Source organism: Pseudomonas sp. 210_17 TE3656 (assembly GCF_054821965.1).
Genome location: NZ_JBTRBC010000001.1, coordinates 1,392,724 through 1,415,808, shown reverse-complemented (window position 1 = coordinate 1,415,808; position 23,085 = coordinate 1,392,724). Strand labels below are relative to the sequence as shown.

19 protein-coding genes are annotated in these 23,085 nt (G+C 60.4%); all 19 read left to right on the top strand.

Annotated elements, in window-relative coordinates; translation table 11 throughout:
• Positions 1-109: 109 nt before the first annotated feature.
• On the top strand, positions 110-853 hold the full coding sequence (gene pyrH, locus ACVI9W_RS06745; protein WP_038614006.1) for a UMP kinase: 744 nt from the start codon (positions 110-112) through the stop codon (positions 851-853).
• A complete protein-coding gene (frr, locus tag ACVI9W_RS06740) occupies positions 850-1,407 on the top strand; it encodes a ribosome recycling factor (protein ID WP_038614004.1) in 558 nt (185 codons plus the stop codon). The genes pyrH and frr overlap by 4 nt, the downstream gene beginning before the upstream one ends.
• Before the next feature lie 18 nt (positions 1,408-1,425).
• Entirely contained in the window at positions 1,426-2,181 is a 756-nt protein-coding gene (gene uppS, locus ACVI9W_RS06735; RefSeq protein ID WP_038614002.1) for a polyprenyl diphosphate synthase, read from the top strand.
• The gene (locus ACVI9W_RS06730) at positions 2,181-2,996 is read left to right on the top strand and encodes a phosphatidate cytidylyltransferase (RefSeq protein WP_038614000.1); all 816 of its coding nucleotides are present in this window, start codon (positions 2,181-2,183) and stop codon (positions 2,994-2,996) included. The genes uppS and ACVI9W_RS06730 overlap by 1 nt, the downstream gene beginning before the upstream one ends.
• On the top strand, positions 2,993-4,183 hold the full coding sequence (ispC, locus tag ACVI9W_RS06725; RefSeq protein ID WP_461529552.1) for a 1-deoxy-D-xylulose-5-phosphate reductoisomerase: 1,191 nt from the start codon (positions 2,993-2,995) through the stop codon (positions 4,181-4,183). The genes ACVI9W_RS06730 and ispC overlap by 4 nt, the downstream gene beginning before the upstream one ends.
• Before the next feature lie 42 nt (positions 4,184-4,225).
• Positions 4,226-5,578: an RIP metalloprotease RseP gene (gene rseP, locus ACVI9W_RS06720; protein WP_461529551.1), complete on the top strand. Its 1,353-nt coding sequence runs from the start codon at positions 4,226-4,228 to the stop codon at positions 5,576-5,578.
• 74 nt (positions 5,579-5,652) lie between these two features.
• Entirely contained in the window at positions 5,653-8,001 is a 2,349-nt protein-coding gene (bamA, locus tag ACVI9W_RS06715; RefSeq protein WP_461529550.1) for an outer membrane protein assembly factor BamA, read from the top strand.
• A 44-nt stretch (positions 8,002-8,045) separates the two neighbouring features.
• Positions 8,046-8,549, top strand: coding sequence for an OmpH/Skp family outer membrane protein (locus tag ACVI9W_RS06710; protein ID WP_010224837.1), 504 nt, complete (start codon positions 8,046-8,048; stop codon positions 8,547-8,549).
• Positions 8,550-8,551: 2 nt separating this feature from the next.
• Complete coding sequence (gene lpxD / locus ACVI9W_RS06705; protein ID WP_038613988.1) at positions 8,552-9,607, top strand: UDP-3-O-(3-hydroxymyristoyl)glucosamine N-acyltransferase; 1,056 nt, start codon at positions 8,552-8,554, stop codon at positions 9,605-9,607.
• 110 nt (positions 9,608-9,717) lie between these two features.
• Positions 9,718-10,158 carry a 3-hydroxyacyl-ACP dehydratase FabZ gene (gene fabZ / locus ACVI9W_RS06700; protein WP_038613986.1) on the top strand — a complete coding sequence of 147 codons (441 nt, stop codon included), beginning with the start codon at positions 9,718-9,720 and terminating at the stop codon, positions 10,156-10,158.
• A complete protein-coding gene (gene lpxA / locus ACVI9W_RS06695) occupies positions 10,155-10,931 on the top strand; it encodes an acyl-ACP--UDP-N-acetylglucosamine O-acyltransferase (RefSeq protein WP_038613984.1) in 777 nt (258 codons plus the stop codon). Before fabZ ends, lpxA begins: the two co-directional genes overlap by 4 nt.
• Positions 10,932-10,933: 2 nt before the next feature.
• On the top strand, positions 10,934-12,061 hold the full coding sequence (gene lpxB / locus ACVI9W_RS06690; protein ID WP_461529549.1) for a lipid-A-disaccharide synthase: 1,128 nt from the start codon (positions 10,934-10,936) through the stop codon (positions 12,059-12,061).
• A complete protein-coding gene (gene rnhB / locus ACVI9W_RS06685; RefSeq protein WP_342623058.1) occupies positions 12,062-12,691 on the top strand; it encodes a ribonuclease HII in 630 nt (209 codons plus the stop codon).
• Between the two features lie 108 nt (positions 12,692-12,799).
• Positions 12,800-16,321, top strand: coding sequence for a DNA polymerase III subunit alpha (dnaE, locus tag ACVI9W_RS06680; protein ID WP_461529548.1), 3,522 nt, complete (start codon positions 12,800-12,802; stop codon positions 16,319-16,321).
• 98 nt (positions 16,322-16,419) lie between these two features.
• Entirely contained in the window at positions 16,420-17,367 is a 948-nt protein-coding gene (locus ACVI9W_RS06675; RefSeq protein WP_038613976.1) for an acetyl-CoA carboxylase carboxyltransferase subunit alpha, read from the top strand.
• Between the two features lie 105 nt (positions 17,368-17,472).
• A complete protein-coding gene (gene tilS / locus ACVI9W_RS06670; RefSeq protein ID WP_461529547.1) occupies positions 17,473-18,765 on the top strand; it encodes a tRNA lysidine(34) synthetase TilS in 1,293 nt (430 codons plus the stop codon).
• Between the two features lie 271 nt (positions 18,766-19,036).
• Complete coding sequence (locus tag ACVI9W_RS06665; protein ID WP_422417566.1) at positions 19,037-20,665, top strand: CTP synthase; 1,629 nt, start codon at positions 19,037-19,039, stop codon at positions 20,663-20,665.
• Between the two features lie 3 nt (positions 20,666-20,668).
• The gene (gene kdsA, locus ACVI9W_RS06660) at positions 20,669-21,514 is read left to right on the top strand and encodes a 3-deoxy-8-phosphooctulonate synthase (RefSeq protein WP_038613970.1); all 846 of its coding nucleotides are present in this window, start codon (positions 20,669-20,671) and stop codon (positions 21,512-21,514) included.
• Between the two features lie 154 nt (positions 21,515-21,668).
• Positions 21,669-22,958 (top strand): phosphopyruvate hydratase, encoded by a 1,290-nt coding sequence (gene eno, locus ACVI9W_RS06655; protein WP_442109256.1) that lies wholly within the window; start codon positions 21,669-21,671, stop codon positions 22,956-22,958.
• Positions 22,959-23,085 lie beyond the last annotated feature (127 nt).

Below are 23,085 nucleotides of genomic sequence, written 5' to 3'. Positions count from 1 at the left end.
TTTACGAGACCGTTGCTCGCTGGCGCAGTAGCTGCGCCACACTAGAGTTACGCGCAGACTGACAACAGTCCGCCAGATTTTTTTACAAACGCCGCAGGAGAGATTCGCAATGGCTCAGCAGGGCAGTGGTTATCAAGCTCGCTATAAACGCATTCTACTCAAGCTTAGCGGCGAGGCCCTGATGGGCTCGGAAGAATTCGGGATCGACCCCAAGGTCCTGGATCGCATGGCACTGGAAGTTGGCCAACTGGTCGGGATCGGTGTTCAGGTAGGCTTGGTGATTGGCGGTGGCAACCTGTTCCGTGGCGCGGCGCTCAGTGCAGCCGGCATGGACCGCGTCACTGGCGACCATATGGGTATGCTGGCTACGGTGATGAATGCCCTGGCCATGCGTGATGCGCTGGAGCGGGCAAACATTACCGCTATCGTCATGTCGGCCATCTCCATGGTGGGTGTGACCGATCACTATGATCGTCGCAAAGCCATGCGCCACCTGAACTCGAAAGAAGTTGTAATCTTCGCTGCCGGTACCGGCAACCCGTTCTTCACCACCGACTCCGCAGCCTGCCTGCGCGCCATCGAAATCGATGCCGATGTGGTATTGAAGGCAACCAAGGTCGATGGTGTATACACTGCAGATCCATTCAAAGACCCGCATGCCGAGAAGTTCGATCATCTGACTTACGATGAAGTGCTGGATCGCAAGCTGGGCGTAATGGACCTGACGGCAATCTGCCTGTGCCGCGACCACAAGATGCCGTTGCGCGTCTTCAACATGAACAAGCCCGGCGCCCTGCTGAACATCGTGCATGGCGGCGCTGAAGGAACTCTGATCGAGGAAGTTCAAAAATGATCAACGAAATCAAGAAAGACGCCCAGGAACGCATGGTCAAGTCCCTGGAGTCGCTGCAGCACGCATTCAGCCGGATTCGTACCGGTCAGGCGCACCCAAGCGTTCTTGAAGGTGTAATGGTGCCGTATTACGGCGCTGACACCCCGATCAAGCAAGTCGCAAACATTACCGTTAAAGATGCCCGCACCCTGCAAGTTGTTGCCTTTGAGCGCAACATGCTTGGGGCTGTCGACAAGGCTATCGGTAGTGCGGGTCTGAATCTGAACCCTACCAACCTTGGCGAGCTGCTGCTGATCACCATGCCGGCGCTGACCGAAGAAACCCGTAAGGGTTTCACCAAGCAGGCGCGTGACGAGGCAGAAAATGCCCGTATCGCCGTGCGCAACATCCGTCGCGACGCACTGAGCCAGCTCAAAGATCTGGTCAAAGAGAAAGAAATCAGCGAAGACGATGAGCGTCGTGCCGCTGACGATGTACAGAAGCTGACCGACAAGTTCGTGGCTGAAATCGAAGTTGCGGTGAAGCAGAAAGAAAAGGACCTGATGGCCGTTTAAGGGTCGGGACTTTTTTTAATGGAAAAGACCAAACAGGGTGGGTCCCCATCGGTGCCGCGCCATGTCGCGATCATCATGGATGGGAATAATCGCTGGGCGAAGAAACGCCTGCTGCCCGGTGTCGCCGGGCATAAGGCAGGTGTGGACGCGGTGCGCGCGGTCATTGAAGTGTGTGCCGAGGCCAAGGTCGAGGTCTTGACCCTGTTCGCCTTTTCCAGTGAGAACTGGCAGCGCCCGGCCGAAGAGGTCGGGGCGTTGATGGAGCTGTTCTTCTCGGCCTTGCGCCGGGAAGCCAAGCGCCTCAACGACAACAACATCAGTCTGCGCATTATCGGTGACCGCTCTCGCTTTCATCCTGAGCTGCAGGCCGCCATGCGCGAAGCGGAAGCGCTGACCGCTGGCAGCAACCGCTTCATCCTGCAGATCGCCGCCAACTACGGCGGCCAGTGGGATATCGCCCAGGCCGCCCAACGCCTGGCGCGCGAGGTTCAGGCCGGTCACCTGCGTGCGGACGACATCACCCCCGAGCTGCTGCAGACCTGCCTGGCAACGGGCGATCTGCCGCTGCCCGATCTGTGTATCCGTACCGGTGGCGAGCACCGCATCAGCAACTTCTTGTTGTGGCAGCTGGCTTACGCCGAACTGTACTTCTCCGACCTGTTCTGGCCGGACTTCAAACACGAGGCCATGCGCACTGCGTTGGCCGATTACGCTTCGCGCCAGCGCCGCTTCGGGAAAACCAGCGAGCAGGTCGAAGCTGGAGCCCGTGCTTAATGCTTAAACAACGCATCATCACTGCGCTGATCCTGTTGCCGATCGCTCTGGGTGGCTTCTTCTTGCTCGATGGTGGCGATTTCGCCCTGTTCATCGGTCTGGTAGTCACCCTGGGTGCCTGGGAGTGGGCGCGCCTGGCGGGCCTGGTGGCGCAAGCCGTACGTGTTGCCTTCGCTGCTGTGGTCGCCGGGCTGCTGATGCTGCTCTATCTCATGCCGGAGCTGGCGCCTTGGGTGCTGGGAGCGTCGGTGTTGTGGTGGGGTGTGGCGACCTGGTTGGTGCTGACGTATCCGCGTACCAACGAACTCTGGTCCAGCGTTGCCTGCCGGTTGCTGATCGGCCTGCTGATCCTGTTGCCGGCCTGGCAAGGCCTGGTGCTGCTCAAGCACTGGCCTTTGGGTAATTGGCTGATCATGGCGGTCATGGTGCTGGTTTGGGCTGCGGACATTGGGGCGTACTTCTCCGGACGTGCCTTCGGCAAGCGCAAGCTGGCGCCGCAAGTGAGCCCGGGCAAGAGCTGGGAAGGTGTCTATGGCGGCCTGGCGTTGAGCCTGGTGATTACCCTGGTGGTCGGTCTTGAACGCGACTGGAGTATCACCGAGTTGCTGCTGGGCCTGGTGGGCGCTGCCATCGTGGTGCTGGTGTCGGTGGTTGGTGACCTGACCGAGAGCATGTTCAAGCGCCGTTCCGGGATCAAGGACAGTAGTAATCTGCTGCCGGGCCACGGTGGCGTACTGGACCGCATCGACAGCTTGACCGCTGCCATTCCGCTGTTTGCCGTGCTGCTCTGGGCAGCCAACTGGGGCGTGATGTGAGTAGCGTGCAGCGTATTACCGTACTAGGGGCTACCGGCTCGATTGGCCTGAGTACCCTGGATGTCATCGCTCGTCATCCCGACCGCTACCAGGTGTTCGCCCTGAGTGGTTACTCGCGTTTGCCGGAGCTGCTCGCGCTGTGCCTGCGCCATGCCCCGGTATTTGCCGTGGTGCCGTCGGCCGAGGCGGCGGGGCAACTGCGCGCAGGGTTGGCGGCAGCCGGCTCGGCTACCGAAGTGCTGGAAGGCGAAGCGGGCTTGTGCCAGGTGGCGGCAGCCCCTGAGGTTGACGCGGTGATGGCGGCGATTGTCGGTGCGGCAGGATTGCGTCCTACCCTGGCGGCGGTCGAGGCAGGCAAGAAAGTCCTGCTGGCCAACAAGGAGGCGCTGGTAATGTCCGGCGCCTTGTTCATGCAGGCCGTGCAGCGCAGCGGTGCGGTATTGCTGCCGATCGACAGCGAACACAACGCAATCTTCCAGTGCTTGCCTGGCGACTACGCCCGTGGCCTTTCCCAGGTCGGTGTGCGGCGCATCCTGCTGACCGCCTCCGGTGGGCCGTTTCGCGAAACACCGTTGGCCGAGCTGGCCGAGGTCAGCCCGGAACAGGCCTGTGCCCATCCGAACTGGTCCATGGGGCGCAAGATCTCGGTCGACTCGGCCAGCATGATGAATAAAGGGCTCGAGCTGATCGAGGCGTGCTGGTTGTTCGATGCGCGGCCGGGGCAGGTCGAAGTGGTGGTGCATCCGCAGAGCGTGATTCACTCGCTGGTCGACTACGTCGATGGTTCGGTGCTGGCCCAATTGGGTAATCCGGACATGCGCACACCGATTGCCAATGCCCTGGCCTGGCCGCAGCGGATTGATTCCGGTGTCGCGCCGCTGGATCTGTTCGCGGTCGCGCGCCTGGATTTCCAGGCTCCCGACGAACAGCGCTTCCCTTGCTTGCGCCTGGCGCGTCAGGCAGCCGAGGCGGGCAACAGTGCGCCGGCGATGCTCAATGCAGCCAATGAAGTGGCGGTGGAGGCATTTCTCCAGCGGCGGATCCGCTTCCCGCAGATCGCGAGTATGATCGAACGAGTACTCGACCAGGAGCCGGTCGTCGCGGTGCCGACGCTTGAGGCGGTGTTCGCTGCCGATCAGCGCGCCCGCCAGCTGGCCGGGCAGTGGTTGAACCATCACGGGCGCTGAGGCCGGGCGCCTGGCTGGGCTGAACGTCATTCGGAGAAAGATATGAGTGCGCTCTACATGATTATCGGCACCCTGGTGGCATTGGGTGTGCTGGTCACCTTTCACGAATTCGGTCACTTCTGGGTGGCCCGGCGTTGTGGCGTCAAGGTTCTGCGTTTTTCCGTCGGTTTCGGTATGCCGCTGCTGCGCTGGCACGACCGCCACGGTACCGAGTTCGTGGTGGCAGCTATCCCGCTGGGTGGCTACGTCAAGATGCTCGATGAGCGCGAAGGTGAAGTGCCGGTTGATCAGCTCGATCAGTCTTTCAACCGCAAGTCGGTGCGCCAGCGTATTGCGATCGTCGCCGCCGGGCCTGTGGCCAACTTTTTGCTGGCCATCCTGTTTTTCTGGGTGCTGGCAATGCTTGGCACCCAGCAGGAACGTCCGGTCATTGGTGGGGTCGAAGCAGGCAGTGTGGCGGAGGCCGCAGGCCTGAAAGCTGGTCAGGAAATTGTTTCTATTGATGGCAAGGCGACGACTGGCTGGTCTGCCGTCAATTTGCAGTTGATTCGTCGCCTGGGCGAAAGCGGTCAGTTGCATATCAATGTGCGCGAAGAGGGCGCAACAGTCGACAGTGCTCATGTGCTGACCCTGGACAACTGGCTCAGAGGGGCTGACGAACCCGATCCTATCCGCTCGTTGGGCTTGCGCCTGTGGCGCCCGGCATTGCCGCCGGTGCTGGCCGAGCTTGACCCCAAGGGCCCGGCCAAGGCGGCTGGCCTGCAAACCGGTGATCGCCTGCTGAGCCTTGATGGCAAGGCATTGAATGACTGGCAACAGGTCGTTGATATCGTGCGTTCGCGCGCGGGTAGCAAGATCGTGCTGCAAGTCGAGCGCGATGGTACAACCCTGGATGTACCGGTTACCCTGGCCAGTCGTGGCGAAGGCAAGTCGGCCAGCGGTTATCTCGGAGCTGGCGTAAAGCCAGTGAAGTGGCCGGATGCCATGCTTCGGGAGGTCAGCTATGGGCCCTTGGAGGCCGTAGGCGAGGGGCTTTCACGGACCTGGAACATGAGTGTCCTGACCCTCGAATCGTTGAAGAAAATGCTGTTCGGCGAGCTCTCGGTAAAAAACTTGAGTGGACCGATAACCATTGCTAAAGTGGCGGGCGCTTCAGCCCAGTCGGGCGTTGGGGATTTCCTGAATTTCCTCGCCTACCTGAGCATTAGCCTGGGGGTTCTTAATTTGCTGCCCATTCCAGTACTGGATGGGGGGCATTTGCTGTTCTACCTGATCGAATGGGCGCGTGGTCGTCCGCTTTCGGATCGGGTGCAAGGTTGGGGGATCCAGATCGGTATCAGTTTGGTAGTCGGGGTGATGTTGCTTGCCCTGATAAACGATTTGGGTCGACTGTAAAGCTTCGCTCAATTGCGAACCTGCCGCGTCCCGCGGCGGGTCGTTTATTGCCAGTTGGAATAAGAAAGGACTTCATGAAACGTCTGCTGCTAACTGCGGTTCTCGCCGTACTGATGATCGCTGAAGTTCACGCCGAGTCCTTCACCATCTCCGATATTCGTGTCAATGGTCTGCAGCGGGTTTCCGCGGGCAGCGTTTTCGGTGCTTTGCCATTGAACGTCGGCGATGAGGCCGATGACCGTCGCCTGGTGGACTCCACCCGTGCGCTGTTCAAGACCGGTTTCTTTCAGGATATCCAACTGGGCCGTGACGGCAACGTCCTGATCATTACCGTGGTCGAGCGTCCTTCGGTGTCCAGCATCGAAATCGAAGGCAACAAGGCCATCAGTACTGAAGACCTGATGAAAGGTCTGAAACAGTCTGGCCTGTCCGAAGGCGAGATCTTCCAGCGCGCCACCCTCGAGGGTGTGCGTAACGAACTGCAACGTCAGTACGTTGCCCAGGGTCGTTACTCGGCAGAGGTCGACACTGAAGTCGTGCCACAGCCGCGCAACCGCGTCGGCCTGAAGATCAAGATCAACGAAGGCACCGTTGCTGCCATCCAGCACATCAACGTGGTCGGCAACACCGTCTTCCCTGAAGAAGACCTGGTTGGCCTGTTCGAGCTGAAGACCACCAACTGGCTGTCGTTCTTCAAGAACGATGACAAGTACGCCCGTGAAAAACTCTCCGGTGACCTGGAGCGTCTGCGTTCCTACTACCTGGACCGCGGCTACATCAACATGGACATCGCTTCCACCCAGGTGTCGATCACCCCGGACAAGAAGCACGTCTACATTACTGTCAACGTCAACGAAGGCGAGAAGTACACCGTTCGTGACGTGAAGCTCTCCGGCGACCTCAAGGTGCCGGAAGACCAGGTCAAGTCGCTGATGCTGGTGCAGCCGGGCCAGGTGTTCTCGCGTAAAGTGATGACCACCACTTCCGAGCTGATCACCCGTCGTCTGGGCAACGAAGGCTACACCTTCGCCAACGTCAACGGCGTGCCACAACCAAACGACCAGGATCACACCGTCGACATCACCTTCGTGGTCGATCCGGGCAAACGTGCCTACGTCAACCGTATCAACTTCCGTGGCAACACCAAGTCCGAAGACGAAGTGTTGCGTCGTGAAATGCGTCAGATGGAAGGTGGCTGGGCTTCGACCTACCTGATCGACCAGTCCAAGACCCGCCTCGAGCGCCTGGGCTTCTTCAAGGAAGTCAACGTCGAGACCCCGGCCGTTCCGGGCACCGATGACCAGGTCGACGTCAACTACAGCGTTGAAGAACAAGCATCCGGTTCGATCACCGCCAGCGTCGGTTTCGCCCAGAGCGCCGGTCTGATCCTCGGTGGTTCGATCAGCCAGACCAACTTCCTGGGTACCGGTAACAAGGTCTCCATCGGTCTGACCCGCAGTGAATACCAGAGCCGCTACAACTTCGGCTTTGTTGACCCCTACTGGACTGCCGATGGCGTCAGCCTGGGCTACAACGCCTTCTATCGCACCACTGACTACGACGACCTCGACGTCGACGTAGCCAGCTATGCGGTTGATAGCCTCGGTGCGGGCGTCAGCGTCGGCTACCCGATCAGCGAAACTTCGCGCCTGACCTTCGGCCTGACCGTACAGCAGGATGAGATCAAGACCGGTAAGTACACCGTTGACGAGATATTCGACTTCGTCAATGAAGAGGGCGACAAGTACCTGAACTTCAAGGCTTCGGCCGGCTGGTCCGAGTCGACCCTGAACAAGGGCGTACTGGCCACCCGTGGTCACTCCCAGAGCCTGGTGCTCGAGGCAACCACGCCAGGCAGCGACCTGTCGTTCTTCAAGCTCGACTACCGCGGCCAGCTGTTCAAGCCAATCACTAACAACTACACCCTGCGTCTGCACACTGAGCTGGGCTATGGTGATGGATTCGGTGGCACTTCGGGCCTGCCGTTCTACGAGAACTACTACGCCGGTGGTTTCAACTCGGTTCGTGGCTTCAAGGACAGCAGCCTGGGCCCACGCAGTACCCCGAGCGACGGCCACAACCCGGGCACCATCGCCGACCCGGATCAGGATCCACTGCCGTTCGGTGGTAACGTCCTCGTCCAGGGTGGTATGGAGGTGTTGTTCCCGCTGCCGTTCGTCAAGGACCAGCGCTCGCTGCGTACTTCGGTATTCTGGGATGTGGGTAACGTGTTCGATACCAACTGCGGCTCCAAGCCCGATTGCGAGAAGGTTGGCCTGTCGGGCCTGGCCAGCTCGGTCGGCCTGGGCGTGACCTGGATTACCGCGCTTGGTCCGTTGAGCTTCAGCCTGGCAATGCCGGTGAAGAAGCCGGACGAAGCCGACACCCAGGTGTTCCAATTCTCTCTGGGTCAGACCTTCTAAGGTCTGCCCGCTGCTAACGACAACGGATTCTGTAGGAGTGCATCGTGCGTAAGTTGACCCAACTGGCAGTACTGGCTGCGGCCCTGGTCGCAACCCCGGCTTTCGCCGAAATGAAAATTGCCGTTCTGAACTATCAGATGGCCCTGCTTGAGTCGGACGCGGCGAAGAAATACGCCGTCGATGCCGAGAAAAAGTTCGGCCCGCAGCTGACCAAGCTGAAGAACCTGGAAAGCAGCGCCAAGGGCATTGCCGACCGTATTCGTGCCGGTGGCGACAAGATGGCCCAGCCAGAGCGTGAGCGTCTGGAGCTTGAATACAAGCAGAAAGCCCGCGACTTCCAGTTCCAGTCCAAGGAGCTGAACGAGTCCAAGGCCGTGGCCGACCGTGAAATGCTCAAGCAACTGAAGCCGAAACTCGATGGCGCGGTTGAAGAAGTGATCAAGAAGGGCGGTTTTGACCTGGTGCTCGAGCGTGGCGCGGTGATTGATGTCAAACCTCAGTACGACATCACTCGCCAAGTCATCGAGCGCATGAACCAGTCCCGTTGAACATGACTGTGACCATGAAACTCGGCCAGCTGGCCGAGTTCCTCGGCGCCACCTTGAGTGGCCCCGAGGAGCTGGAAATCTCTGGCCTGGCAACCCTTCAGGAAGCCGGGCCGGGGCAGTTGAGCTTTCTCGCCAATCCGCAGTACCGCAAGTACCTCGGTGACAGCCAGGCAGCTGCGATCCTGCTCAAGCCTGCCGATGCCGAAGGCTTCGCCGGCAATGCCCTGATCGTCCCCGATCCGTACCTCGCCTATGCGCGCATTTCCCACCTGTTCGATCCAAAGCCCAGGGCTGTAGCGGGAATTCATCCCAGCGCCGTGGTTGCTGCCGATGCTCAGGTCGATGCCAGCGCCAGTGTCGGCGCCTGTGCGGTGATCGAAAGCGGTGCGCAGATCGGCCCGGGTGTGAGCATTGGTGCACAGTGCTTTATCGGTGCTCGTTGTGTTATCGGTGAGGGCGGTTGGCTGGCCCCGCGGGTGACCCTGTACCACGACGTGCGCATCGGTAAGCGTGTGGTCATTCAGTCTGGTGCAGTTATCGGTGGTGAGGGCTTCGGCTTTGCCAACGAGAAGGGTGTCTGGCAGAAGATCGCGCAGATCGGTGGTGTCAGCATTGGCGACGATGTCGAAATCGGTGTGAACACCGCGGTTGACCGTGGCGCCCTGGCAGATACGCGGATCGGCAATGGGGTCAAGCTCGACAACCAGATCCAGATCGCCCATAACGTACAGATTGGTGATCACACGGCGATGGCGGCCTGCGTCGGCATTTCCGGCAGTACCAAAATCGGCAAGCATTGCACCATCGCCGGCGGTGTCGGCATGGTGGGGCATATCGATGTCTGCGACGGCGTTTTCGTGTCCGGCATGACCATGGTCACACGTTCGATCACCGAACCTGGGGCTTATTCTTCCGGTACGGCGATGCAGCCGCTGGGCGAGTGGCGTAAAAGTGCCGCACGGATTCGCCAGCTCGACGAGATGGCGAAACGCCTTCAACAGTTGGAAAAGCGTGTCGAGGTCGTGACCTCAGGCAGCCAGCCTTCATCAGAAGGCTGATACCATTTCCTGATCGAGAGTGAATAGCCACAGGCTGACTCTTTGATTTGCAAAAGGAGCGCCTGGCAAAAGCGGGCGCTCCCTATCTTTACTACAGGCTTCCCCCCGAAATGATGGACATCAACGAGATTCGCGAATACCTGCCTCACCGTTACCCGTTCCTGTTGGTGGACCGGGTAGTGGACCTGGACGTCGAGGCCCAGCGCATTCGTGCCTACAAGAATGTCAGCATCAACGAACCGTTCTTCAATGGTCACTTCCCGGCGCACCCGATCATGCCGGGCGTGCTGATCATCGAAGCCATGGCCCAGGCGGCCGGTATCCTTGGCTTCAAGATGCTCGACGTGAAACCTGCGGACGGTACGCTGTACTATTTCGTCGGTTCCGACAAACTGCGCTTCCGTCAGCCGGTGCTGCCGGGTGACCAGCTGATCCTCGAAGCCAAGTTCATCAGCTGCAAGCGTCAGATCTGGAAGTTCGAATGCCAGGCGTCGGTCGACGGCAAGCCAGTGTGCTCGGCCGAGATCATCTGCGCGGAACGTAAACTATGAGTTTGATTGACCCTCGGGCAATCATCGATCCCTCGGCGAAGATCGCCGACGGCGTCGAGGTTGGCCCTTGGTCTATCGTCGGTGCCGGGGTCGAGATCGGCGAGGGGACCGTTATCGGTCCGCATGTGATCCTCAAGGGGCCGACCCGTATCGGTCGGCACAACCGCATCTACCAGTTTTCCTCGGTAGGTGAAGACACCCCTGACCTCAAGTACAAGGGTGAGCCTACACGCCTGGTAATCGGTGATCACAATGTCATCCGTGAAGGCGTGACCATCCACCGTGGCACCGTGCAGGACCGCTCGGAAACCACGCTGGGCGATCACAACCTGATCATGGCCTATGCCCACATCGGTCACGACAGCGTCATCGGCAACCACTGCATCCTGGTCAACAATACTGCGCTGGCCGGGCATGTTCATGTGGATGACTGGGCGATCCTTTCCGGATTCACCCTGGTGCATCAGTTCTGCCATATCGGCGCCCACAGCTTTTCCGGCATGGGCACCGCGATCGGCAAGGATGTACCGGCATATGTGACGGTATTCGGTAACCCGGCCGAGGCGCGCAGCATGAACTTCGAGGGCATGCGCCGTCGGGGCTTCAGTGAAGATGCCATTCACGCCCTGCGTCGTGCCTACAAGGTGGTTTATCGTCAGGGGCTGACGGTCGAGCAGGCCATCGCCGAACTGGCAGAACCTGCCGCGCAATTTCCTGAAGTCGACGTGTTCCTCAAGTCGATCCAGAACTCCACCCGCGGCATCACCCGCTGATCATGGCTGAGCTCTGTGTAGCGCTGGTGGCGGGTGAAGCCAGCGGCGATATCCTTGGCGCCGGCTTGATGCGGGCGCTCAAGGCACGCCACCCGCAAGTACGTTTCATCGGGGTTGGCGGGCCGCTGATGCAGGCTGAGGGCCTGGTGTCCTACTTCCCCATGGAACGCCTGGCGGTCATGGGCCTGGTCGAGGTGCTGGGTCGCCTGCGTGAGCTGCTCAAGCGGCGCAAGGCTCTGATCCAGACCTTGATCGAAGAACGCCCGGACGTGTTCATCGGTATCGATGCGCCTGACTTCACCCTCAATATCGAACTGAACCTGCGCAAGGCCGGGATCAAGACCGTGCATTACGTCAGCCCCTCGGTCTGGGCCTGGCGGCAGAAGCGTGTGCTGAAGATTCGCGAAGGGTGCGACCTGATGCTGACGCTGTTTCCCTTCGAGGCCAAGTTCTACGAAGAGAAGGGTGTGCCGGTGCGTTTCGTCGGTCACCCGCTGGCTGACAGTATTCCTCTCGAAGCTGATCGTCGTGCTGCCCGTGAACAACTGGGGCTTAGCGAAGGGCCGCTGGTGGCCTTGATGCCCGGTAGTCGCGGCGGTGAAGTCGGGCGACTGGGTGCGTTGTTTCTCGATACCGCTCAGCGTTTGCGTGAGCTGGTGCCGGGTGTGCGCTTTGTGTCGCCGTGTGCCAATGCCGAGCGCCGTGCCCAGCTGGAGCAGATGCTGCAGGGGCGCGACCTGCCGCTGACCCTGCTCGACGGTCGTTCGCACCAGGCCCTGGCGGCCTGTGATGCGGTGTTGATCGCCTCGGGTACCGCCACCCTGGAAGCGCTGTTGTTCAAGCGCCCGATGGTGGTCGCCTACCGTTTGGCACCGCTGACTTACTGGATTCTCAAACGACTGGTCAAAAGCCCCTACGTTTCCCTGCCCAACCTGCTGGCCCAGCGCATGCTGGTGCCTGAGTTGCTGCAGGAAGCCGCCACCCCCGAAGCCCTGGCCCAGACCCTGGCGCCGCTGGTTGAGGGTGGTGCACAGCAGACCGAAGGCTTTGACCAGATTCACCGTACCCTGCGCCGCGATGCCTCGAACCAGGCAGCCGAAGCGGTGCTGGCCCTGCTGGAAACCCGATAGATGCAAATGGGACTGGACTTCAACCTGGTCGAGGACCTGGTCGCCGGCGTCGACGAAGTCGGCCGCGGCCCGCTGTGCGGCGCGGTAGTGACGGCGGCGGTGATCCTCGATCCGCAGCGACCGATTCTTGGTCTGAACGATTCGAAGAAGCTCACCGAGGCACGTCGCGAAAAGCTGTTTGATGAAATCTGCGAGAAAGCCCTGAGCTTCTGCATCGCCCGCGCCGAGGTCGAGGAAATCGACGAGCTGAACATCCTGCATGCCACCATGCTGGCCATGCAGCGCGCGGTCGAAGGGCTGAGCGTCACGCCGAAACTGGCGCTGATCGACGGCAACCGCTGCCCCAAGCTGTCAGTGCCGGCTGCACCGGTGGTCAAGGGTGACAGCCAGGTGCCGGCGATCGCTGCCGCTTCGATTCTGGCCAAGGTTACTCGCGACCGGGAAATGGCCGCTTTCGAGCTGATGTATCCGGGTTACGGCATTGGCGGACACAAGGGCTATCCGACTCCGGTGCACCTTGAAGCCCTGGCGCGGCTCGGGCCGACGCCGATTCACCGGCGCTCCTTCGCACCGGTTCGTGCCGCTTATGAGGCACGTGGCGCTTTGAGCAATGGTTTCGCCGAGATCTGACGACCTCGGGCAAGTGTCAGCAGTCAGGATCGACCTGCGCTGGCTGATGTTTTGATCAAGGCCCGGTACAATCCGGGCCTTGTTGTTTTGTGCTGCTATAGGATCATCATGTCGGCTTCTTTCGTTCATCTTCGCCTGCACACTGAATTCTCCCTGGTCGATGGCCTGGTGCGGATCAAGCCGCTGGCCAAGGCATTGGCCTCGATGAACATGCCGGCCGTAGCGGTTACCGACCAGAGCAACATGTGCTCGCTGGTCAAGTTCTACAAGAACGCCATGGGTTCGGGGATCAAGCCGATCTGTGGCGCCGACCTGTGGCTGGCCAATCGCGATCCCGACGCGGCGCTGTCGCGCATCTGCTTTCTGGCCATGGACGCCAAGGGTTATCGCAACCTCACCGAGTTGATCTCTCGCGGTTGGGTCGAAGGTCAGCGCAATGGCCTGGTGGTGATCGAGCGTGACTGGATCCCCGCAGCCAGCGAGGGCCTGATCGCCCTGTCGGCAGCCAAGGAGGGTGATATCGGCATGGCGTTGCTCAATGGCAACCCGGATGAGGCCGAAGCCTTGCTGCAAGACTGGATGGCGATGTTCCCTGATCGCTTCTATGTCGAAGTGCAGCGCACCAACCGCGCCGGCGATGAAGAGTACCTGCATGCTGCGGTCGCTCTGGCCGACAAGTTCGATGCACCGCTGGTAGCGACCAACGATGTGCGTTTCATCAAGCAGTCGGATTACGACGCCCATGAAACCCGCGTATGCATCGGTGAAGGCCGCGCCCTGGACGACCCGCGGCGTTCACGCAACTACAGTGACCAGCAATACCTGAAAAGCCCGGAAGAAATGGCCGAGCTGTTCAGCGACCTGCCTGACGCGGTGGCCAACACCGTGGAGATTGCCAAACGCTGCAACATCCAGGTGCAGTTGGGCAAACACTTCCTGCCTGATTTCCCGACGCCCAATGGCATGGGCATTGACGACTACCTGCGGCATGTCTCCCATGAAGGCCTGGAAGAGCGTCTGGCGGTGTTGTGGCCGAAAGAGACCACGCCCAACTACGAAGAGAAACGTCAGGTCTACCTCGACCGCTTGAAGTTCGAGCTGGATATCATCATCCAGATGGGCTTCCCCGGTTACTTCCTGATCGTTATGGACTTCATCAAGTGGGCCAAGAACAACGGCGTGCCAGTGGGCCCGGGCCGGGGTTCGGGTGCCGGCTCGCTGGTCGCCTACGTGCTGAAGATCACCGACCTCGATCCGCTGGCCTACGACTTGCTGTTCGAACGTTTCCTCAACCCGGAACGGGTTTCCATGCCCGACTTCGACGTCGACTTCTGCATGGATGGCCGCGACCGGGTGATCGAGTACGTGGCCGACGCCTATGGTCGCAACGCGGTGAGCCAGATCATCACCTTCGGTACCATGGCCGCCAAGGCGGTGGTGCGCGACGTGGCGCGGGTGCAGGGCAAGTCCTACGGCCTGGCCGATCGCCTGTCGAAGATGATCCCGTTCGAAGTGGGCATGACCCTGGAGAAAGCCTACGAGCAGGAAGAGATGCTCCGCGACTTCCTCAAGACCGATGAGGACGCCAAGGAAATCTGGGACATGGCCCTCAAGCTCGAGGGTGTCTGCCGCGGTACCGGTAAGCACGCCGGTGGTGTGGTCATCGCGCCGACCAAGCTCACCGATTTCTCGCCGATCGCCTGTGATGAAGAAGGCGGCGGCCTGGTTACCCAGTTCGACAAGGACGACGTCGAGGCGGCGGGGCTGGTGAAGTTCGACTTCCTCGGTCTGCGGACCCTGACCATCATCAAGTGGGCGATGGAAACCATCAACCGCGAGCAGGCCAAGAAAGGCCTGGATGACCTGAACATCGATTTCATCCCGCTGGATGACAAGAAAACCTACGAACTGCTGCAAAAGGCTGAGACCACTGCGGTGTTCCAGCTTGAATCGCGGGGCATGAAGGAGCTGATCAAGAAGCTCAAACCCGACTGCCTGGAAGACCTGATCGCACTGGTGGCGCTGTTCCGTCCCGGCCCGCTGCAATCGGGCATGGTTGACGACTTCATCAACCGCAAGCACGGCCGCGCCGAACTGGCTTATCCGCACTCGGACTATCAGTACGAGGGCCTCAAACCGGTGCTTGCGCCGACTTACGGCATCATCCTGTACCAGGAACAGGTGATGCAGATTGCCCAGGTGATGGCTGGCTACACCCTCGGCGGTGCGGACATGCTGCGTCGCGCCATGGGTAAGAAAAAGCCCGAGGAAATGGCCAAGCAGCGCGGCGGTTTCATTGAGGGTTGCGCCAGCAACAATATCGACCCGGACCTGGCAGGTAACATCTTCGACCTGGTAGAAAAGTTCGCAGGTTACGGCTTCAACAAATCCCACTCCGCCGCCTATGGCCTGGTCTCCTACCAGACCGCCTGGCTGAAAACCCATTATCCGGCCCCCTTCATGGCTGCGGTACTGTCGGCGGATATGCACAACACCGACAAGGTCGTGACCCTGATCGAGGAAGTGCGCAGCATGAAGCTGCGCCTCGATGCGCCGGACGTGAACACCTCCGACTTCAAGTTCACGGTCAATGACGACGGTCGTATCGTCTACGGCCTGGGGGCGATCAAGGGCGTCGGCGAGGGGCCGGTAGAGGCCATCGTCGAAGCGCGCAAGGAGGGCCCGTTCAAAGATCTGTTCGACTTCTGCGAGCGTGTCGACCTCAAGCGCATCAACAAGCGTACCCTCGACGCGCTGATTCGCAGCGGCGCCCTCGACCGTCTGGGGCCGTACTTCCATGACGAGCTCAAGGCCTACCAGGCCAACATCGACCGTAATCGCGCGGTGTTGCTGTCGACCATGGAAGAGGCGATCAAGGCCGCCGAGCAGACCGCCCGTACTGCGGACAGTGGCCACGTAGACCTGTTTGGCGGGCTGTTCGAGGAAGCGGACGCCGATGTCTACGCCAACCATCGCAAGGCCCGCGAGCTGACCCTCAAGGAGCGTCTGCGTGGTGAAAAGGACACTTTGGGCCTGTACCTGACCGGTCACCCGATTGATGAATATGAAGGCGAGATTCGCCGCTTCGCGCGTCAACGCATCATCGACCTGAAGCCGGCCCGCGACACCCAGACGGTGGCCGGCATGATCATCGCCCTGCGGGTAATGAAGAACAAAAAGGGTGACAAGATGGGCTTTGTCACCCTCGACGACCGTTCTGGACGTATCGAGGCCTCGTTGTTCGCCGACGCCTTCATGGCCGCCCAGGCCCTGTTGCAGACCGACGCGATGGTGGTGGTCGAAGGCGAGGTCAGCAATGATGACTTCTCCGGCGGCCTGCGCCTGCGGGTCAAGCGGGTCATGAGCATGGAAGATGCGCGGACCAACCTGGCCGAGAGCCTGCGCCTGAAAGTCCACAGCGACGCCCTCAAGGGCGATCGCCTGACCTGGCTGGGTGAGCTGTTCAAGCGCCATCGCGGGGCTTGTCCGATCACCATGGAGTACACCGGCAGCGATGCCCGGGCGATGTTGCAGTTCGGCGAAAGCTGGCGAATCGACCCGGCCGATGGCCTGATTCAGGCACTGCGTGACCAGTTCGGGCGTGAGAACGTCTTTTTGCAATATCGATGAATTTTTAATCTCGACCTGAATGCGCCTGATCCCTTAAGGTAGGGCGCCAAACGGATCAACCGGCCGGCCGCCTGGCCGTAGACCCTAGACGGATGCCTATGAACCCGAATTTTCTGGATTTCGAACAGCCGATTGCTGACCTGCAAGCCAAGATCGAAGAGCTGCGCCTGGTCGGCAATGACAACTCGCTGAACATCGGCGATGAAATCGCCCGTCTGCAAGACAAGAGCAGCACCCTGACCGAAAGCATTTTCGGCAATCTGACCAGCTGGCAGATTGCCCGTCTGGCTCGTCATCCACGTCGTCCGTACACCCTGGACTACATCGATCACCTGTTCACCGAGTTCGACGAACTGCACGGCGACCGACACTTTGCCGATGATGCGGCAATTGTCGGTGGTATTGCCCGTCTGGACGACAAGCCAGTGATGGTCATCGGTCACCAGAAAGGCCGTGATGTGCGCGAGAAGGTGCGCCGCAACTTCGGTATGCCGCGTCCGGAAGGCTATCGCAAAGCGTGCCGCCTGATGGAAATGGCCGAACGTTTCAAGATGCCGATCCTGACCTTCATCGACACCCCGGGCGCCTACCCGGGTATCGACGCTGAAGAGCGCAACCAGAGCGAAGCCATTGCCTGGAACCTGCGGGTCATGGCGCGCCTGAAGACCCCGATCATCGCCACCGTTATCGGTGAAGGTGGTTCTGGTGGTGCACTGGCCATCGGCGTCTGCGATCAGCTGAACATGCTGCAGTACTCCACCTACTCGGTGATCTCGCCGGAAGGTTGTGCTTCGATCCTGTGGAAGACTGCCGAAAAGGCTTCGGACGCTGCCGAAGCCATGGGTATTACCGCCGAGCGCCTGAAGGGCCTGGGTATTGTTGACAAGGTCATCGCCGAACCACTGGGCGGCGCCCACCGTGACCCGGCGAAAATGTCGGCTACCATCCGTGGCGAGCTGATCGAACAGCTGGACATGCTCAAGAAGTTCGACAACGATGCGCTGCTCAAGCGCCGTTATGACCGTCTGATGAGCTACGGGCTCTGATCTGACGCATCGGTGCCTCAATCGCGGGGCAAGCCCGCTCCCACAATGGTGTGTGAACCTGGTGGGAGCGGGCTTGCCCCGCGATTCGCAATCGAGTGCACACCGATGATTGATCTGCAAAGCAAGCTCTCCCCCTGGCGCCACGCCCCTTCCTGGTGCGTCGCTCTCTCCGGCGGCCTCGACTCCACCGTCCTGCTGCATCTGCTGGCAAGCCTGTCCCGCCAACATCCGCTCCCCCCCCTTCGCGCGATTCACATCCACCACGGCCTGCAAGCTGCGGCCGATGCCTGGCCTGCCCATTGCCAGCGCCTGTGCGATGAGCTGGGCGTCGAGCTGCAGATCATTCACGTCAAGGTCGCCCCTGGTGCCAGTCTCGAGCAGGGTGCCCGTGACGCGCGTTATGCAGCCTTCGCTGAGGCTCTGCGTCCCGGCGAAGTGCTGTTGACCGGGCAGCATCGCGAGGATCAGGCCGAGACCCTGCTGTTCAGGTTGTTGCGCGGGGCTGGTGTGCGCGGTCTGGCGGCTATGCCCGCTCAGCGTGCGTTGGGGCAGGGGCTGTTGCTGCGGCCGTTGCTCGATGTATCGCGAGAGGCGCTGGAGCGCTACGCCCGTGCGCAACAGCTGGCGTGGGTCGAAGACCCCTCCAATGGCGACACGCGGTATTCCCGTAATTACTTGCGTCACGCTGTGTTCCCGGTGTTGCGCCAGCGTTGGCCGCAAGCGGCGCAGAATCTGGCGCGCACCGCTGAGCACCTGGGCGAGGCCCGAGGGCTGCTGGATGAACTGGCGCTTGAGGATTTGCAGCAGGCCAGCACGCCATGCGGCTTTGACTGGCTGCCCCTGGCCTCACTGGACCTGAGCGTGCTGCGTGGATTGTCACCGGCGCGTCAGCGCAATGCCCTGCAATACTGGTTGGCCCAGCGCACGCGCTTGCCAGACACGCGCCACTGGTCCGGCTGGGAAGACCTGCGTGACGCATCAGGCGACGGACGGCCATGCTGGCGTCTGGCTGACGGTGAGCTGCACCGCGCCAATGAACGTATCTGGTGGCTGGCCGACGACTGGCTCAAGGCCCCGGTGGGGCAGGACTGGAATGATCCGGCACAACGCCTGGCCTTGCCAGGTAATGGCACTCTGCACTTGAGCGGCATGATGCCGCAGGGGCCGTTGCGTGTCGCTTACCGCCAGGGCGGAGAAAGCCTGCAGATTGCCGGGCGCGGCCGCCGTGACCTCAAGCGCCTGCTCAACGAGCTGCAGGTGCCGGCGTTCGCCCGTTGCCGCCTGCCGTTGCTCTATCGCGACGAGCAGTTACTGGCCGTCGCCAACCTGCCGGAACTGAGTCAGGGGCCATGGCAATTACATTGGTGCATACCGACGAGCGCGCAAGGTTTGAGATGAAAGGCACATTCCGGTAGACTACGCTCCCTTCTTGATACAACTTCTGTGGCTTCCCTGAAATCACGGCAGTTGCCGATTACCAAGCAGTTTTTTGCTGGGCGATTCTAAAAATGTGTAGCGAGCTCCGTACCGGGTCGAAAACCCCCGGTCTGTCCAGACGCGGCAGTTTTTTAAGTAGCACTGTGATTGACGCAGGTGATCGGGGGCTTCGGCCTTCCTTCGCTTTCCCCGGCGGCGCAGACCGCTTTAACGCAGACTTCTAGGGTTTTTCATGACGCGCTACATATTCGTCACGGGCGGTGTTGTTTCTTCATTGGGGAAAGGCATTGCCTCGGCTTCATTGGCGGCCATCCTGGAGGCGCGGGGGCTCAAGGTCACCATGCTCAAGCTGGACCCGTACATCAACGTCGACCCGGGCACCATGAGCCCGTTCCAGCACGGTGAAGTGTTCGTCACCCACGACGGCGCCGAAACCGACCTGGACCTGGGCCACTACGAGCGGTTCATCCGCACGACCATGACCCAGAACAACAACTTCACCACCGGCCGTATCTACGAGCACGTGCTGCGCAAAGAGCGCCGTGGTGATTACCTGGGCGCGACCATCCAGGTCATTCCGCACATCACCGACGAGATCAAGCGCCGCATCATCAAGGGTGCTGGCGATGCTGATGTAGCGATGGTCGAGATCGGCGGTACCGTCGGTGACATCGAGTCCCAACCGTTCCTCGAAGCAATTCGCCAGTTGCGTTTCGAAGTCGGCGCCAAGCGCGCGATGCTGATGCACCTGACCCTGGTTCCGTACATCGCCACCGCTGGCGAGACCAAAACCAAGCCAACCCAGCACTCGGTCAAGGAACTGCGTTCCATCGGCCTGCAACCAGACGTGCTGGTGTGCCGTTCCGATCATCCGATCGACATTTCTTCGCGTCGCAAGATCGCCCAGTTCACCAACGTTGAAGAGCGTGCAGTAATTGCTCTGGAAGACGCCGACACCATCTACAAAATCCCGGGCATCCTGCATTCCCAGGGTCTGGATGATTTCGTCGTTGAGCGTTTCGGCCTGCAGTGCGGCGGTGCCGACCTGTCCGAGTGGGATGCTGTCGTTGACGCCAAGCTCAACCCTGAGCATGAAGTCACTATCGCCATGGTCGGCAAGTACATGGAGCTGTTGGACGCCTACAAGTCGCTGATCGAAGCGATGAGTCATGCCGGTATCAGCAACCGTACCAAGGTCAACCTGCGCTACATCGACTCCGAAGACATCGAGAACCAGGGCACCAGCCTGCTCGAAGGTGCGGATGCCATTCTGGTTCCGGGTGGCTTCGGTCTGCGCGGTGTCGAAGGCAAGATCACTGCCGTGCAGTACGCTCGCGAGAACAAGGTCCCGTACCTGGGTATCTGCCTGGGCATGCAGGTTGCGGTCATCGAATTCGCCCGTAACGTCATGGGCTGGAAAGATGCCAACTCCACCGAGTTCGATCGCAACAGCGCTCACCCGGTTGTCGGCCTGATCACCGAGTGGGAAGACGCCACCGGCGCGGTTGAAACCCGTACCGAAGCCTCCGACTTGGGCGGCACCATGCGTCTGGGCGCCCAGGAATGCCAGCTGGAAAGCGGCTCCAAGGTCCATGACTGCTACGCCAAGGATGTGATCGTCGAGCGTCATCGTCATCGCTACGAAGTGAACAACAAGCTGCTGCCACAACTGGTAGACGCCGGCCTCAAGGTTTCCGGTCGTTCCGGTGACGGCGCGCTGGTCGAAGTGGTCGAGTCGCAGGATCATCCGTGGTTCGTCGCTTGCCAGTTCCACCCTGAGTTCACCTCGACGCCGCGTGACGGTCATCCGCTGTTCAGCGGTTTCGTCAAGGCGGCATTGGCTCAAAAGAACAAGGCCTGATACATGACCCAGAAGATCATTCGCGTCGGTAACATCGAGATCGCCAACGACAAGCCGTTCGTCCTGTTCGGCGGCATGAACGTGCTGGAATCCCGTGACCTGGCCATGAAGGTCTGTGAAGAGTACGTACGGGTTACCGAGAAACTCGGTATCCCTTACGTGTTCAAGGCCAGCTTCGACAAAGCCAACCGTTCGTCGATCAACTCCTACCGTGGCCCTGGCCTGGAAGAGGGGATGAAGATCTTCGAAGAGATCAAGCGCACCTTCAATGTGCCGCTGATCACCGACGTTCACGAGCCGCATCAGGCGCAAGCCGTAGCGGACGTCTGTGACATCATCCAGTTGCCGGCCTTCCTGTCGCGTCAGACCGACCTGGTGGTGGCCATGGCCAAGACCGGCGCGGTGATCAACATCAAGAAGGCCCAGTTCCTCGCACCTCAGGAGATGAAACATATCCTGACCAAGTGCGAAGAAGCCGGTAACGATCAGTTGATCCTCTGCGAGCGTGGTTCGAGCTTCGGTTACAACAACCTGGTGGTCGACATGCTCGGCTTCGGCATCATGAAGCAGTTCGAGTACCCGGTGTTCTTCGACGTGACTCACTCCCTGCAGATGCCGGGTGGTCGCGCCGATTCCGCCGGTGGCCGTCGTGCCCAGGTCACCGACCTGGCCAAGGCCGGTCTGAGCCAGGGTCTGGCCGGTCTTTTCCTTGAAGCCCACCCGGACCCGGATAACGCCAAGTGCGACGGTCCATGCGCCCTGCGCCTGGACAAACTGGAGCCATTCCTGGCCCAGCTCAAGCAACTGGACGACCTGGTGAAGAGTTTTCCGACGGTAGAAACCGCGTAATCCTCAATTCTCCGGTAAAGTACCGCCCGATTAACCCCTGACCCTCGGGTCAGGGGCTCGCCATCGTCAGGCCTGCCCGTTTTCAACAGCCAGGCGAACGGCAAGGATTTTTCTCAGCTGCGTTGTTTTCGTCAATTCTGGAGTGCTTACAACAATGGCAAAAATCGTCGACATCAAAGGTCGTGAAGTTCTCGATTCGCGTGGTAACCCCACCGTAGAAGCGGACGTACTGCTCGACAACGGCATCATCGGCAGCGCGTGCGCGCCGTCCGGTGCTTCCACTGGCTCGCGCGAAGCGCTGGAGCTGCGTGATGGCGACAAGAGCCGTTACATGGGCAAGGGCGTACTGAAGGCAGTCGCCAATATCAACGGCCCGATCCGCTCCCTGCTGCTGGGCAAAGACCCGGTTGACCAGAAAGCCCTCGACCGCGCCATGATCGAGCTGGACGGTACCGAGAACAAGGCCAACCTGGGCGCCAACGCCATCCTCGCTGTGTCCCTGGCCGCTGCCAAAGCCGCTGCCCAGGATCAGGACCTGCCGCTGTACGCGCACATCGCCAACCTCAACGGCACCCCAGGCCAGTACTCGATGCCGGTTCCGATGATGAACATCATCAACGGTGGCGAGCACGCCGATAACAACGTCGACATCCAGGAGTTCATGGTGCAGCCGGTTGGCGCCAAGACCTTCTCCGATGGCCTGCGCATGGGCACCGAAATTTTCCATCACCTCAAAGCCGTGCTCAAGGCCCGTGGCCTGAACACTGCTGTCGGTGACGAAGGCGGTTTCGCGCCGAACCTGGCTTCCAACGAAGACGCCCTGGGCGCCATCGCTGAAGCTGTGGCCAACGCTGGCTACAAGCTGGGCACCGACGTGACCCTGGCCCTGGACTGCGCGGCCAGCGAATTCTACGAAGACGGCAAATACAACCTGTCCGGCGAAGGCAAGTCGTTCGACGCTGAAGGTTTTGCCGAGTACCTGAAAGGCCTGACCGAGCGTTTCCCGATCATCTCGATCGAAGACGGTCTGGACGAGTCCGACTGGGCTGGCTGGAAGATCCTCACCGACAAGATCGGCGCCAAGGTACAACTGGTCGGTGACGACCTGTTCGTGACCAACACCAAGATCTTGAAAGAAGGCATCGACAAGCAGATCGGCAACTCGATCCTGATCAAGTTCAACCAGATCGGCTCGCTGACCGAAACCCTGGAAGCCATCCAGATGGCCAAGGCTGCCGGTTACACCGCAGTGATCTCGCACCGTTCGGGCGAAACCGAAGATTCGACCATTGCCGACCTGGCCGTGGGTACCGCTGCCGGCCAGATCAAGACCGGTTCGCTGTGCCGTTCCGACCGCGTTTCCAAGTACAACCAGCTGCTGCGTATCGAAGAGCAACTGGGCAGCAAGGCTGTGTACCGTGGTCGTGCCGAGTTTCGCGGCTAAGCAAGAGATGGTAAAAAGACAGCAGCCAAGGTTCGCTGAACAGCCATACTGACTGTTCAGCAACTTGTTGCAGCAGGTCTGAATACACAAAGCCTGGCTTCGGCCAGGCTTCGTGCCATCAGTGCCC

Excerpts from the sequence above, each read along its gene's own strand:
- pyrH (WP_038614006.1), top strand. The coding sequence starts at position 110 with ATGGCTCAGCAGGGCAGTGGTTATCAAGCTCGCTATAAACGCATTCTA.
- frr (WP_038614004.1), top strand. The coding sequence starts at position 850 with ATGATCAACGAAATCAAGAAAGACGCCCAGGAACGCATGGTCAAGTCC.
- uppS (WP_038614002.1), top strand. The coding sequence starts at position 1,426 with ATGGAAAAGACCAAACAGGGTGGGTCCCCATCGGTGCCGCGCCATGTC.
- ACVI9W_RS06730 (WP_038614000.1), top strand. The coding sequence starts at position 2,181 with ATGCTTAAACAACGCATCATCACTGCGCTGATCCTGTTGCCGATCGCT.
- rseP (WP_461529551.1), top strand. The coding sequence starts at position 4,226 with ATGAGTGCGCTCTACATGATTATCGGCACCCTGGTGGCATTGGGTGTG.
- bamA (WP_461529550.1), top strand. The coding sequence starts at position 5,653 with ATGAAACGTCTGCTGCTAACTGCGGTTCTCGCCGTACTGATGATCGCT.
- lpxD (WP_038613988.1), top strand. The coding sequence starts at position 8,552 with ATGACTGTGACCATGAAACTCGGCCAGCTGGCCGAGTTCCTCGGCGCC.
- fabZ (WP_038613986.1), top strand. The coding sequence starts at position 9,718 with ATGATGGACATCAACGAGATTCGCGAATACCTGCCTCACCGTTACCCG.
- lpxA (WP_038613984.1), top strand. The coding sequence starts at position 10,155 with ATGAGTTTGATTGACCCTCGGGCAATCATCGATCCCTCGGCGAAGATC.
- lpxB (WP_461529549.1), top strand. The coding sequence starts at position 10,934 with ATGGCTGAGCTCTGTGTAGCGCTGGTGGCGGGTGAAGCCAGCGGCGAT.
- rnhB (WP_342623058.1), top strand. The coding sequence starts at position 12,062 with ATGCAAATGGGACTGGACTTCAACCTGGTCGAGGACCTGGTCGCCGGC.
- dnaE (WP_461529548.1), top strand. The coding sequence starts at position 12,800 with ATGTCGGCTTCTTTCGTTCATCTTCGCCTGCACACTGAATTCTCCCTG.
- ACVI9W_RS06675 (WP_038613976.1), top strand. The coding sequence starts at position 16,420 with ATGAACCCGAATTTTCTGGATTTCGAACAGCCGATTGCTGACCTGCAA.
- tilS (WP_461529547.1), top strand. The coding sequence starts at position 17,473 with ATGATTGATCTGCAAAGCAAGCTCTCCCCCTGGCGCCACGCCCCTTCC.
- ACVI9W_RS06665 (WP_422417566.1), top strand. The coding sequence starts at position 19,037 with ATGACGCGCTACATATTCGTCACGGGCGGTGTTGTTTCTTCATTGGGG.
- kdsA (WP_038613970.1), top strand. The coding sequence starts at position 20,669 with ATGACCCAGAAGATCATTCGCGTCGGTAACATCGAGATCGCCAACGAC.
- eno (WP_442109256.1), top strand. The coding sequence starts at position 21,669 with ATGGCAAAAATCGTCGACATCAAAGGTCGTGAAGTTCTCGATTCGCGT.